This window comes from Micromonospora sp. NPDC000663 (assembly GCF_042898105.1).
Classification (GTDB): Bacteria; Actinomycetota; Actinomycetes; order Mycobacteriales; family Micromonosporaceae; genus Micromonospora.
Genome location: NZ_JBIAYR010000005.1, coordinates 159,172 through 171,666, shown reverse-complemented (window position 1 = coordinate 171,666; position 12,495 = coordinate 159,172). Strand labels below are relative to the sequence as shown.

The following is a 12,495-nucleotide window of genomic DNA, read 5'->3' as shown; positions in this document are numbered from 1 at the left end:
GGCTCCGCGCTCATACCCCTACTCCCATGTGCTCAGCCAACTCCGCAATCGGAGAAGGCGGCGCACCACGTGTGCGACGAAGGATGTCCGACATCACCTCGTGCGCGATGGGCCGGCAGCGGATCTCCGACGCGGCGAGCCGGTCACCGCGCAGCAGCGCCTCGCCCGCGTTCGCCACGTCGCCGATCTGGGCGTACCCGCGGGCGATGTCGAGCAGGTGGTGCGCGCGGCGTTCGGGGAGCAACGCGTTGAAGGCGGGCTCCGGGATGCGCAGCTGGTGCACCTCCACCGCCCGACCCCCGTCGCCCAGCTCCACGGCGGCGGCGGCCCGGTGCAGTTCCACGTTCGTCGGGCCGAACGAGGTCCAGTAGTGGTTGTGGTCGCCGCCGAGCCGGGCGGCAGCCTCCGCGGCACCGTTGATCAGGTCGTCGACGCTCGCCGAGTCACCGATGCGCGAGGCCGCCATCGCGCCCTGGAGAAGCAGCATCCCGTAGACGGAGAGCTGGGCCGGGGACACCATGGCGCTGCCGGTGGGGGCCAGCCGGTTGGCGATCTGGACGTTCAGCTCCAGCGCCGGCCGGGCCCGGCCCATCGCGACGAGCGCGTTGCAGACCCGGGTGGTGGCGATGCCGGCCAGCAGCGGGTCGTCGGCCCGCTGGGCAACGGCCATCGACCTGTCGGCGGCCAGCCAGGCCAGCTCGCACTCGCCGAGCTTGCGCAGCACCGACGACGCGATCTGGTAGACCTGCCCGAGCAGGTGGGCCGCCTCAGCCGCGTGCTCCCCGCCGTACGCGGCGTCGGCCGCCTGGGCGTCACGCAGCAGCTTGGGCAGCGCCCGGGTGAGCATCCCGTAGCGGCCGTACTGGTAGGTGAGCCAGGCGTGGTTGACAGCCTTGCGCATGTCGTCGAGCGGCGGCGGGTACGGCGCCGCGTCGAAGTACGCGCTCATCGAGTCGTACCGTTCCAACGCCGCCCGGATCTCCTGCACCTCGACCTGGTCGATGCAGTTCAGCGCGTCGGCCCGGCGCTCCGGATCCTTACCCAGGAGCAGTTGGACGTCCATCTGGAGGATGTCGGCGATCTCGTAGAGGACGGAGAACTTGTCCAGTCGGCGGACGCCCCGCTCGACCTTGTCCACCCAGCTCTTCGACTTGCCCAGCCGATCGGCGAAGACCTGCTGCGACATCTTGCGCCGACCCCGCCAGTAGGCCACTCGTCGCCCTATGGGTAGCTCGTCCATCTCCCCATCCCTCCCCTGCCGCCACCGACCCAGGGGGCCGGGACGATGTCCGCGGGTGCGGCGATCCGTCGTGCGTCTTCAGGTTTTCGCTGGTCGCACAGAGTGTGCGTCAGCCGTACAGCCAGTCCTCGTACTTTTCGTGCAAGTTGCATGAGCCGTTCGTCAACCTCAACGATCGTGGGTTACGGCAGTGACGGTGCTCGAACTGCGACCTGGCGTCCGCCGGGCCCGACGAGGGGAGATGGCACACATGTGGGGGAACGTCGGACCGCGCGTCGCCGAACTGTCGCCGTTGGAACGCGTACGGCTGCGCCGGGTCGCCATCCGGTACGCCGTACACGGGTGGGAGGTCACGCCCGGCGCCTGTCTGGCTCGCAGCCGCTTCGTCTGCGGCCGGGCCGGCTGTCCCACGGTGGGTTGCCACCCCGCCCTGGAGAACTGGGAGCTGGCCGCCAGCGCCGACCCGGCCCGGGTGGCGACCTGGTGGCGTAACCGCCCGCACGGCGTACTGCTGCCCACCGGTCGCGCCTTCGACGTGCTGGAGGTGCCCGCCAACCTCGGCCGGCACGTGCTCGACGCGGTGCAGATCCACCCGGCCGGCACCGGCGTCCGCGGTCCGGTGCTTGTCACCCCCACCGGGCGGTGGATGTTCCTGGTCCGCCCCGGCGACCCGCTGCGCCCGGAGCTGGAGCACTGCTTCCACGTGGTCCGGCACGGGCCGGGCTCGTGGATTCCGGCGCCACCCACCCGGCTGCCGGAGGGGACGGTCCGCTGGGCGGTCGCCCCGGAGCAGGCCCGCTGGCAGCTTCCCGACTCGTACCTCGTGCAGAACACACTCATCGAGGCGTTGCGGGCCAGCGGCGTGACGCTCGCACCCGACCTGTTCCCCGGTCACCTGCCGCTGCCCCGGCGCGGCATGTGACACCGGCCGAGCCACCGATCCATCCGGTGGCCGACAGCGTCGCCGGGGCGCCGGTCCTCGTTGACAGGGGGACGGCGCGAACGAGCGCCACGAACGGGGGAACGATGTCCACCAACGACAGAGCGTCGCATCCCGGCGGGACGGAACCGCCCCGGCGCGGCAACCCGCGACACCGCTGGGCCGGCACCCGTCCGTCCGGCTCGCGGCCGGGCCGCCCGCGCCCCACCGGCTCCCGACCCGCTGGCACCCACCGACCGCTGCGCTAGTCGGTCACGGGCAGGCCTGCGGAGTGGTACTGCCGGGCGTCGTCGGTGATGACGGCATGGGTGTGGTCGTCGAGGCGGTCCAGCCAACCGATACCGGTGACCCCCATGGCCAGGGCGGCGGTGGCGTACGCGTCGGCGACCCCCAGGTCGGTGCCGACAACTGTCACCGATCGCAGCCCACCGGCCGGTGCGCCCCGGCGCGGGTCCAGCACGTGCCGTCCCCGCTCGTAGACGCCGGACGTGGCCACGGCCAGGTCGGTGCCGCTGAGCACCAGGCAGGCCTCCATCGCGTCCCACGGGTGCCGGATGCCGATCCGCCACGGCTCCCCGGACGGGGACAGGCCCCGCACCCGCACGTCGCCGCCGGCGTTTACGCAGTGGTTGCCCGCCCCGGCGGCGAGCAGCCGGTCGGAGGCGACCTGCGCCGCCCAGCCCTTCACGAAGCCGGACGGGTCGAGCCGTCCGGTGGCGTACGCGTCAAAGAACCCGTCGGTGTCACCCCACAGGTCGGCGCACGCCTCCAGCACGAACCGCAGGTCCGCCGACGCCTCGGAGAGCAGCACCTCGCCCCTGTCGAAGCGGCTCACCTCGCTGTCCGCCCGGTACGTGCTGAACCGGGCGTCCACCTCGCGCATCCAGGCGAAGACCTGGTCGGCCAGCTCGTGCAGGCGCCCGGGCGGCAGGTCGTCGGCGAGGTCGAGGGTGATCGCCGTACCCATGATCTGCTCGACCCGGCACAACCCCGGTCGGGTCAGCGCGGCCCGCACGTCAGAACGCCTGCTCGATGGCGGCCCGCAGGGACTGCTTGTAGGCGTTGCTGGTCGAGGTGGCACCGGAGACGGTGTTGAGATTGGCGCTCTGCTTCTTGACGACCTCGCCACCGCTGCCGTCGTAGCTGCTCCGAACGTCGGCGCTGTGGATGTCCGACTCGTCCCCGCTGGGCAGGGAGAGCGCGACGGCATCCACGATGCGGGTGCCGGAGATGACGATCTGGACCGTGACGGCCCCGTACCGTCCGGAGGTGTCGACAGGCGGCCCGGTGACCCGCCGGGTGGTCGACTGCGGCGCCTTGGTGGTGGTCTTCGGCGCGGAGGGGGCCTTGGTGGTCGTCTTCGTGCCCGAGGGTCGGGCGGTGGTCTTGCCCGGCTTGGGCGACGTGGACGGGTCGGCGCTTCCCGACGGCTTCGGTGCCGCGGCCGCCGGGTCGACTCCCGGGGCGTCCGGGGCGAGGCTCGGGTCGGTGCCCGCCCCGGAGGGGTTGACCGGCTGGGCGGTCGGCAGGTTCTGGGCGACCTGGGTGGCGTCCGGTGAACCCTTGAGCACCACAAGCGCGGTGGTGCTGGCCGCCAGGCCGGTGATCGCGAGGAACGCGCGACGCATGCGATGCCTTCCCTACAGTTCGAAGGTGGCCAGGTGGATCTGCCGGCGGGGCACTCCGGCGCGGCGTAGCGCGCGCACCGACTGCTCCACCAGCCCGGGCGGCCCGCACAGGTAGACGTCGCGCCTTGCCACGTCGGGCACGAGCTGGCGCAGCCCGTCCGGGCTCATGAGTTGGCGGGGGCCGGGGTCGTCGCGGGAGCCGATGACGTACCAGAGCGAGGTGTCGCGTTCCTGGGCCAGCCAGTCCAGTTCGCGGCTGAGCAGCACGTCGGCGGGTGTGCGGGCCCGGTAGATGAGCGCGGCGCCCGGCGGCAACTCCTCGAGCATCGCCCGGATCGGCGTGATACCGCTGCCGCCGGCGATCAGCAGCGCCCGTTCCCGGGTCCGGTGCGCGGCCGTGAACGTGCCGGACGGGCCGGACGCCCAGACCCGGGTGCCCGGTTCCAGGTCGCGCAGGTCCCCGGTGTGCGTGCCGACCACCTTGACGGTGAGCCGCAGCCAGCGGCCGTTCGCGGCGGCCGAGACGGAGAACGGGTGCGACTGCCACCAGCAGCCCCGGGTGAGGAACCGCCAGCGGAAGTACTGGCCGCCGAGCATCGCCAGCCGGCCCAGTCGCTCGCCGGTCAGGTAGATGGAGATGGTGTCGGGGCTCTCCGCCACCACGTCGGCGACCCGCAGCTTGTAGCGCATGTTGAACGCCAGCGGCCCGATCACCCGACCCCACAGCAGGGCGGCGACCACCAGCAGGTAGAGGGCGATCCAGCCGGTGCGTACCGGGCCGGGCCGGTAGAGCTGCGCGCCGTGGGTGAACTGGTGCCCGTAGCCGAGCAGCAGCACCAGGTAGCTGGAGCGGTGCAGCAGGTGCCACAGCTCGTACGGCAGCGCCCGCCGGATGGCCCGGATGCTGCTGAACCCGACGGCCAGCATGATGGCGGCGGCGGCGAACGCGGACAGCATGTCCTCGTAGTCGCCGAGCAGCGTGCCCACCTCGTCGATGATCGAGGAGTTCCGCAGGTCCGCGTAGCCGACGAGGATCAGCGACATGTGCGCCAGCACGGCGACCAGCAGGGTCGCGCCGATGTCGCGGTGCCAGCGGGCCATCTGCTCGCCGCCGATCCACCGTTCCAGCACCGGCAGCCGGCTCATCATGAGCACCTGCACGAGCAGCAGGTACCCGGCGACCAGGCCGGTGATCCGGCCGGCCGCGGTGAGGGTGGCCGCGCTGCTGCGCAGCGAGCCGGCGGGGGTGCCCAGCCACCACGGCAGCACGCTGGCGAGCAGGCCGACCAGGAGCAGCGCGGCCAGCAGCCGCCGGCCGCCGGGTCCGCGCCGGGCCGGGATCTGCGGGGGCACGGGCGCCGACCGGCCGCCGTGCCGGGACGAGGTCCCGGTGCGGCGGCCGGCGGCGTGGGTGTGCGGGTACGTCACGCGTACAGCTTCATCGGGGCGTACTTCATGCGGGGGAACACCTTCTGCACCTCCGCGTTGGTGAGCCCGAACCGGCCCTGTGCCAGGGAGCCGTACACGTTGAACATGTTGTTGTATTCCGGCACGTCGCCGGAGTCCAGCTTGTCCAGACCGTTCCAGGTGCCCAGCAGCGAGCCGGCCAGCTTCTTGCCGGACAGGACGGTGATCACGCCGCCGTGGCCGTGGTCGGTGCCGCCGCCGTTGGAGCCGACCCGCCGGCCGAACTCGCTGGACACCATGACCGTCACGTCGGCGGCCTGCGGGCCGAGGTCGGTGAAGAACGCGGCCATCGCCTTGGCCAACTCGTTCAGCCGGCGGTGCAGCTGGCCGCCCTCACGGGTGCCCTGGTTCTCGTGGGTGTCGTAGCCACCCATGCCGACGGTCGCGACCCGGACGTTGGCGCCGCCCTTGATCAGTTGGGCGAGCTGCTGGAAGGCCCGGCCGACGCCCTCGTACGTGACGCCCTCGGCGGGCTGGTACGGCTTGGCGGCGAGCTTCTGCGCGGTGGCCAGGGCACCCATGCCCTCCTGCACGGCCTCCTCGACGGGGTGGTTGATCCCGGTGAAGAGGCCCTTGATGGCCTTCTCGGTGGCCGCCCGGAACCGGTCGTCACCGTTGAGTCGCAGCGAGCCGACGCTGTTCAGCGAGATCGCGCCGTTGTTGCCGACGAGCGAGCGGGGCAGCGTGCTGCCGATGCCGACGCTGCGGAACGCGGTGCCCTTGCCGAGGTTGTCGACCAGGCCGTCGAGCCAACCCCGGCCGCCGGTCTCGTTGGGCAGCCCACCCAGGTTGCAGGCGTCCGCGGCCTGGAAGTGGCTGCGCGACAACCGCTCGTCGGAGACGGCCGGGATGAAGCCCAACTGGCCGGCCTTGAGCCACTGCTCCAGCGGCTTGAAGGCACTGGTCAGCTTGAAGCCCCGGCTCAGGGCGAGCGAGTCACTGCCGAGCAGCAGGTCGGGGCGGGCCTTGGCGAGCACCGGGTCGTTGTCCGGCGCGACGAGGCTCAGCCCGTCCAGCCCGCCGTAGAGGAAGACGTGGATCAGGGTGCCGGTCTTGGTCGCCGCGAACGACGCCGACGTGGTGACGAACTGGGCGGTGGCCAGGGCGGTGGCGGTGGCGGCGGCACCGGCGACGAAGGTCCGCCGGGTCACGCCGCGACCGTCCTGCTGGGCCTCCTCCAGGTCCTCCAGGGTGCGGTACCTGTCGGCCTCGGCGGCGTTCTCGGCGGCGACGATGTCCGCCTCGGCACGCAGTAGCGCCTCGGTCGGGTTGTCGGCCAACCGCCGCAGGTCCGGGCATTCGGGGTGCAGGGGGAAAGAGTTGTACACAGTCTTCTCCATCGGGTGCCTCACCGGAGGTGGTGCTGGGGGGAAGCGAGGATCGCCCGCGCGACGGCGGTGATGGCCCCGTTGAACGTGGCGTCGACCTTGGCGGTCGCCGCCACACCGGCCACGCCGAGGATCAGGTTCTTCTCCCTGGTGCTCAGCTTCTGGCCCACCAGGCGCAGGGAGAGCGCGTCCACGTACGCGCCGGCCGTCGCCGGCGGCTTGGCGATCAGCTTCTCCGGCGCCGTGTACGTGAACACGGTGCGGTAGCCGGCGAGCAGCTCACCTGCCTCGTTCCAGCCGTTGAGCATGGTGCCGGCCGACGTCCACGCGACGTAGACGTCCGGGTAGCCGTCCGGGGTGGGCTGGCCCATCGGGAAGTGGCCCAGCTCGCGCATCTTGTCGTGGATCTGCCGCAGGCCCCTGGCGAACGGGGTGCGCTTGTTGTCGCCGTTGTTGTGCTTCGGCGACGCCTCCGGCGACACGCCCAGGGTGCGGTACGTGGCGACCAGGTACTCCATCGGCCGGCGCACCTTCTGACCCACGGCCGCCCAGAACTCCGAGGAGCTGAACAGCGTCATCAGCACCGGCTTGATCATGCCGTTGTTGGTGGTGTACGTCTTGGCGAGCCGGTCCACAAGGGACTTCGGCGGGGTGTCCGAGACGAACCGGGTGGCCAGGCTCTGCGCCACGTACTTCGCGGTCGACGGGTGCAGCGCGATGTAGGTGATGTACGCGTCGATCGCCGCTTCGGCCTTCTTCGGGTCCGACGAGTTGTTGGCGTGGGTGAAGCCGAGGATCTTCACCTTGCCGACGTAGTGCTGCTCGGGCCGGAAGACGTACTTGCCGTCCTGGACGCCACGGCCGGTCTGGAGCATGGCGGCCTGCCGGACGTCCGGCTCCTTGTAGCCGCCGTCGACGCCCACCGAGTACAGCTCCAGGTTCTCCCGGGCGAGGTTCTCGTTGATGGCGTCCTTGCGGGAGTCCTTCTGGTTCAGGTAGATCAGCAGCGCCGGGTGCCTGTTCGCGGCGACGAGCATCTCCGGGTAGCTGCCCAGGGCGTGCTTGCGCACCACGTCCTTGTCGAAGGAGTTCCGGTACACCTCACCGCCGTCGAAGTCGGCGGCGACGTGCAGGAAGTCGTTCCAGAAGTCGACCATCACCTCGAACAGCTGGCGCTTGGACCAGATCTGCCGGGCGATGGTCGCGTCGACCATCTCCCGCTCCGGCTGGGCGCCCTGGTCGTTGAGCTGGTCCCGCTGGGTGCGCAACTGCTGCACGTCGAGCTTCTGGGTGGGCAGCTCGGCGAGCTTCAGCTCGGCCTTGCTCGGTTCGAGCTTGTCCGGCTCCATCTGGGAGCGGATCCAACCGTCGATGCCGAGCTTCTTGATGTCGGAGACCACGGCGGGCGTGGCGCCGAAGGTGGCCCGCCGGGCCAGGTGCAGGATCGGGTCCTTCGCCAGCACCGTCTTGACCGTCACCTTGGTCTCCGCCGCCGCGGCGGCGGGACCGGAGAAGGCCCGGCCACCGGTGGGCGCGTTCTTCTTCAGCGCCTCACCGGCGCGCGAGCCCATGTAGCTCTCGTTCTGCTCGGTGTAGGTGCGCACCGTGCTGGGCTGCTGGCCGCTGGGCCGCGCCGCGGTGCCGTCGGTGACCGTGCTGCCGGTCGCGTCGCCGGCCGCGTCGTCGCCGAAGAGGCTGCGGATCTGCGGGGTCATGGCGAGCGCCGCGCCACCGGCCACGACGGCGGCGGTACCGCCGAGCGCGACCATGGCCTTGCGCCGGCCGACCTTGCGACCCGGCTCGTCGTCATCGTCCAGGGTGGGCAGTCCGGCGCCCGCGGTACGGGCGGAGGCCGGGCGGCCGAGGCCCTCCGGGCCGACCCACTGCGGCCCACGCGGGGCGGGAGCGGGCTGCGCGTAGCCGTCGGCGTACTGCTCGCGCGGGTCACCCTGCGCCGGGTATCCGCCCTGGTAGGGGTGGGGCGAGTCGTACCCGTACGGCGCGGACGAGGTGTGCTCGGCGTACCCGTCCGCGGTGTGGTGCTGGCGTCCGTCCCAACCGCGGTCGTCCCGCGGTCGACGTGGTGGCACATTCTGGTCGGCCATGTACCAATCCCGATTTCTGATGAGCGCCGGAAAGCTGCGACCGGACAGGTGCGGCAGGTGCGGCGACTGTTGCCTGAGGGGGTTGCTACGGCAAAGTAACCAAGGCCCCAGGTGCCTTCAAGGCAGCCCGAACGCCCTCGTGGGGGCACTTAAGACAGCCCTCACCACCGTGGTCGCCGCGTACGGCCGGCCGGGGTGGACCCCGCACCTTCCCAGCAGGGCGTACGCGCGGCAGCCGGGCACGGATCGGACCGTGGGGGCGTACCCGGCACTTTCCGCGCCGTTCACCACCACAGGCAAACTTAAGGTTCGGATAAGCCAGACGTGAGACGCCCTCGTGCGAGGCAAAAGTAGCAGCAGAGGGTGAGCGTGAGCCGCCGCCGCAACGGGTATGCCGCCGAACCGCTGAACGCGTGAGGGGAAGGCAGCGCCATGCTCAGCAAAGAGGATCAGCGCAGGTTCGACCAGATCACCCGTCAGCTCCGGGAGAGCGATCCGGCATTCTTCGCCCGGCTGGACCACCGGGTCCGGGCCCGGAGGGGCCGTTACCTGATGTTGTTGACGATCGTGCTGTGGGCGTCGCTGCCGGCGATGACCGTGTTCGCCGGCCGGCTCGCCGGGGCGATCTGCGCGGTGGTGCTGGTGGCGAACGCCGCGATCATGTGGCGGTTCCGTCGCCGGTGGACGTGACGGCTCACCTGTCGGCCGGGCCGAACGCCCGGTAGGCACGGCGCAGCCGTTCGAGCAGTCCCGGCCCGCCGATGCTCGGCGCCGGTGGGCCGAGCTGACGCAGCAGCAGATCGGGGCCGGTCGCCAGTCGCGGCGGCCGGTCGGGCAGCGGCACGGGCGGCGACCAGAACCGGTCCGGCGCCTCGGCCACCGGGGTCGCGGACAGGCCGGCGAGCGCACGGGCCGCGCCGGCCGGCGACGCCGGTACGTCCACAGCGGACGCCACGTCGTCCTGGGTGGACGGACTGTCCGGTTCGGGCGGTGGCGGTGTGCCGGTGGCCTCGGCGCGACGGGCGCGCAGCTGGTCGAGCAGGTCCGCCCGGGACCGACCGCGCCAGTGCAGCAGCTCGAACGGGTCCGCGTCGAACGCCTCGGCCAGGAGATAGAAGGTGGCCGCGAGGTGCTTGCACGGCACCGCAAAGTCGGGGCAGTTGCACCGCTGGGTCAGCTCGTCCACGCCGGTCGGGAAGAGCGGCGCCCCGGCGGCGACGAACAGCTCCTCCAACTCGTCGGGGAGGTCCCCGGCGAGCAGCCGCGCGCTGAAGAACGCCTGCCCGGCCAGCTGCGTCTCGATCCGGGACCAGAGCGCGGCCGGGAACGGCGTCAGCGCGATCGAGACCTGGTACGGCTGCGGCCGGGAACCCTGCACCTCGGCGCTGACCCGCCCCGGCGCGACGTCGAGGCGCAGCACCTGACCGGCCCGCGCGTACGACCGGCCCCGGGTCAGCCGGGTGCCGAGCGCGAACGACTCCAGCACCTCCAGGAAGCGCCGCGACCACCAGGATCTGCCGATGGCGCCCCGGGCGCTGCGCGCCCGCAGCCCTCCGTCCACCCGTCGGGGACGGCCGTAGTCGGCGAACCGGTCCGTACTCATCACTCGACCACCGCGCCGGCCTCCAGTGCGAACAGCTCCCGCAGCTGCCCGGTGGACAGCTCGGTGATCCACTGCTCGCCCGTGCCGACCACCCGTTCGGCGAGACTGCGCTTGTCGGCGATCAGCGCGGCCACCTTCTCCTCAACCGTGCCGGCGCAGACGAACTTGCGGACCTGCACCCGCCGCCGCTGCCCGATCCGGAACGCGCGGTCGGTGGCCTGGTCCTCCACCGCCGGATTCCACCACCGGTCCACGTGCACCACGTGGTTGGCGGCGGTCAGGGTGAGCCCGGTGCCGCCGGCCTTGAGCGACAGGACGAACAGCGGCGGACCGTCCGCCGACTGGAAGCGCTGCACGAGGGCGTCCCGTTCGGCCTTGCCGAGCCCGCCGTGCAGGAACAGCACCTCCCGGCCGAACCGGGCCGACAGGTGACCGCGCAGCATCGCGCCGAACTCGGCGTACTGGGTGAACAGCAGCGCCCGCTCCCCCGCCGCGAGGACCTCCTCCAGGATCTCGGTGAGCCGGGCCAGCTTGCCGGAGCGGCCCTCCAGCGCCGAGCCGTCGCGCAGCAGTTGGGCCGGGTGGTTGCAGACCTGCTTGAGCCGGGTCATGGTGGCCAGCACCAGCCCACGTCGTTCGATGCCGTCGCTGGTCTCGATCCGGTTGAGCATGTCGTCGACCACCACCCGGTACAGGGCGGCCTGCTCGGCGGTGAGGTTGCAGAGCACCTCCATCTCCAGCTTCTCCGGCAGGTCGGAGATGATCGACGAGTCGGTCTTGAGCCGGCGCAGCACGAACGGGCCGGTGATCCGGCGCAGCCGCTCGGCGGCCTCGGCGTCACCGTTGCGCTCGATCGGCTCGGCGAACCGCTTGCGGAACGTCGCGGCCGGCCCCAGCAGGCCCGGGTTGGCGAACTGCATGATCGACCAGAGGTCGGCGAGCCGGTTCTCCACAGGCGTACCTGTCACCGCCACCCGCTGCCGCGCGGGCAGCGCACGGACCGCCTCGGCCTGCCGGGTGGAGGCGTTCTTGATGGCCTGTGCCTCGTCCACCACCACCCGGTGCCAGTCGATGCCGGCCAGGTCGACGGCGTCGCGGGCGGCCACCGAGTAGGTGGTGAGGACCAGGTCCGCGCCGTGCGCGGCCGCGGTGAACTCCGCCCCCCGCGCCCGCTCCGCCCCATGGTGTACGTGCACACGCAGCGTCGGCGTGAACCGTGCCGCCTCGCGCTGCCAGTTGCCGACAAGCGACATCGGACAGACAAGCAGCGTCGGCCCGGCGTCCGGCGGGTCACCGGCGAGCAGCGCCAGCAGTTGGACCGTCTTGCCCAGTCCCATGTCGTCGGCGAGGACACCGCCCAGCCCGAGCGAGCGCAGGAAGGCCAGCCAGGCCAGCCCGCGCCGCTGGTACGGCCGCAACGTGCCCACGAAGCCCGGCGGCGGGTCCAGCGGGGTGAGCCGACGCTCGACCGCACCGGCGAGCAGGTCGCCGAGCGCACCGTCGGCGGTCACCTCCAGCACCGGCAACGCCCCGCTGTCCTCACCGTCGGTCAGCCCGAGGCGGAGCAGGTCGGCGACTGTCAGCTCGCCCGCCGAGCGGAGCAGACGCAGGCCCGCCGCGAGGCGACCCGGGTCCAGTTCGACCCACCGGCCGCGCAACCGCACCAGCGGGGTCTTCATCTCGGCAAGCGCCGCCAGCTCGTCGGCGGTCAACGGCTGGTCCCCGAGCGCCACCTCCCAGCGGTAGTCGACGAGGGCGTCCAGGCCGACACCGGCGTCGACGCTGGCCACCGTGCCGGGCGCGGTACGGCTTCGGGCGCGCAGCCGGGCGCCGAGCCGCGCCGACCGGCGCTGCCACCAGGAGGGCAGGAGCACCCCGAAACCGGCGGCGTGCAGCACCGGGGCGCCCTCGCTGAGGAAGCGGTGCGCGCCGTCGACGTCCAGCTCCATCGCCTCGGGGGCGGCGGTCCGCAGCGCGGAGTCCAGGTCGGGCCAGAGCCGGCTGGCCCGGCCCAGCTCGGCGAGCAGCGTCTCCTGCGGGCTGTTCGTGCGGCCGGCCAGGGTGCCGAGGGTCTGCGGCGCCCGCCAGACCTGCCCGGCGTCGACGTGCAGTCCCGGTTCGTCGGCCGGCTGCAACCCGAACTCCAGCCGCCACCGCCCGCCGGCGGCGGAGTCCACAGGCGTC

9 protein-coding genes and 1 pseudogene are annotated in these 12,495 nt (G+C 72.2%); 2 read left to right on the top strand and 8 right to left on the bottom strand.

The genetic code is table 11. The features are described 5' to 3' along the window. Window positions 1-10: 10 nt before the first annotated feature. Window positions 11-1,240, bottom strand: coding sequence for a helix-turn-helix domain-containing protein (locus tag ACFY1S_RS19335; protein ID WP_364362455.1), 1,230 nt, complete (start codon window positions 1,238-1,240; stop codon window positions 11-13). Window positions 1,241-1,490: 250 nt separating this feature from the next. On the opposite strand from ACFY1S_RS19335, the gene ACFY1S_RS19330 reads away from it, so the two are divergent. Beyond that, window positions 1,491-2,162, top strand: a complete 672-nt coding sequence (locus tag ACFY1S_RS19330; protein ID WP_357991213.1) for a bifunctional DNA primase/polymerase — start codon at window positions 1,491-1,493, stop codon at window positions 2,160-2,162. Between the two features lie 262 nt (window positions 2,163-2,424). On the opposite strand, the gene ACFY1S_RS19325 is transcribed toward ACFY1S_RS19330, so the two are convergent. From ACFY1S_RS19325 to ACFY1S_RS19305, 5 genes are read right to left on the bottom strand one after another with little or no spacing between them, the layout of a single operon-like run. After that, on the bottom strand, window positions 2,425-3,147 hold the full coding sequence (locus ACFY1S_RS19325) for an FAD:protein FMN transferase (RefSeq protein WP_387120269.1): 723 nt from the start codon (window positions 3,145-3,147) through the stop codon (window positions 2,425-2,427). 49 nt (window positions 3,148-3,196) lie between these two features. Beyond that, window positions 3,197-3,808: an FMN-binding protein gene (locus ACFY1S_RS19320; protein ID WP_387119711.1), complete on the bottom strand. Its 612-nt coding sequence runs from the start codon at window positions 3,806-3,808 to the stop codon at window positions 3,197-3,199. Between the two features lie 12 nt (window positions 3,809-3,820). Further along, complete coding sequence (locus tag ACFY1S_RS19315; RefSeq protein WP_387119708.1) at window positions 3,821-5,236, bottom strand: ferric reductase-like transmembrane domain-containing protein; 1,416 nt, start codon at window positions 5,234-5,236, stop codon at window positions 3,821-3,823. Next, on the bottom strand, window positions 5,233-6,615 hold the full coding sequence (locus tag ACFY1S_RS19310; protein WP_387119706.1) for a DUF1501 domain-containing protein: 1,383 nt from the start codon (window positions 6,613-6,615) through the stop codon (window positions 5,233-5,235). The genes ACFY1S_RS19315 and ACFY1S_RS19310 overlap by 4 nt, the downstream gene beginning before the upstream one ends. Window positions 6,616-6,623: 8 nt before the next feature. Beyond that, on the bottom strand, window positions 6,624-8,708 hold the full coding sequence (locus ACFY1S_RS19305) for a DUF1800 domain-containing protein (RefSeq protein ID WP_387119703.1): 2,085 nt from the start codon (window positions 8,706-8,708) through the stop codon (window positions 6,624-6,626). Window positions 8,709-9,140: 432 nt separating this feature from the next. Between ACFY1S_RS19305 and ACFY1S_RS19300 the strand changes: the two genes are divergently transcribed. After that, the gene (locus ACFY1S_RS19300; RefSeq protein WP_139586530.1) at window positions 9,141-9,398 is read left to right on the top strand and encodes a DUF3040 domain-containing protein; all 258 of its coding nucleotides are present in this window, start codon (window positions 9,141-9,143) and stop codon (window positions 9,396-9,398) included. A gap of 4 nt (window positions 9,399-9,402) precedes the next feature. Here the strand turns inward: ACFY1S_RS19300 and ACFY1S_RS19295 are convergent, their stop codons facing one another. Both ACFY1S_RS19295 and ACFY1S_RS19290 read right to left on the bottom strand, forming a co-directional pair. After that, entirely contained in the window at window positions 9,403-10,311 is a 909-nt protein-coding gene (locus ACFY1S_RS19295; protein ID WP_387119700.1) for an SWIM zinc finger family protein, read from the bottom strand. Beyond that, window positions 10,311-12,479: pseudogene (locus ACFY1S_RS19290) on the bottom strand (DEAD/DEAH box helicase); the annotation flags it as partial. The pseudogene ACFY1S_RS19290 and the gene ACFY1S_RS19295, both read right to left, overlap by 1 nt. Window positions 12,480-12,495 lie beyond the last annotated feature (16 nt).

Excerpts from the sequence above, each read along its gene's own strand:
- ACFY1S_RS19300 (WP_139586530.1), top strand. The coding sequence starts at position 9,141 with ATGCTCAGCAAAGAGGATCAGCGCAGGTTCGACCAGATCACCCGTCAG.
- ACFY1S_RS19335 (WP_364362455.1), bottom strand. The coding sequence starts at position 1,240 with ATGGACGAGCTACCCATAGGGCGACGAGTGGCCTACTGGCGGGGTCGG.
- ACFY1S_RS19295 (WP_387119700.1), bottom strand. The coding sequence starts at position 10,311 with ATGAGTACGGACCGGTTCGCCGACTACGGCCGTCCCCGACGGGTGGAC.
- ACFY1S_RS19325 (WP_387120269.1), bottom strand. The coding sequence starts at position 3,147 with ATGGGTACGGCGATCACCCTCGACCTCGCCGACGACCTGCCGCCCGGG.
- ACFY1S_RS19330 (WP_357991213.1), top strand. The coding sequence starts at position 1,491 with ATGTGGGGGAACGTCGGACCGCGCGTCGCCGAACTGTCGCCGTTGGAA.
- ACFY1S_RS19305 (WP_387119703.1), bottom strand. The coding sequence starts at position 8,708 with ATGGCCGACCAGAATGTGCCACCACGTCGACCGCGGGACGACCGCGGT.
- ACFY1S_RS19310 (WP_387119706.1), bottom strand. The coding sequence starts at position 6,615 with ATGGAGAAGACTGTGTACAACTCTTTCCCCCTGCACCCCGAATGCCCG.
- ACFY1S_RS19320 (WP_387119711.1), bottom strand. The coding sequence starts at position 3,808 with ATGCGTCGCGCGTTCCTCGCGATCACCGGCCTGGCGGCCAGCACCACC.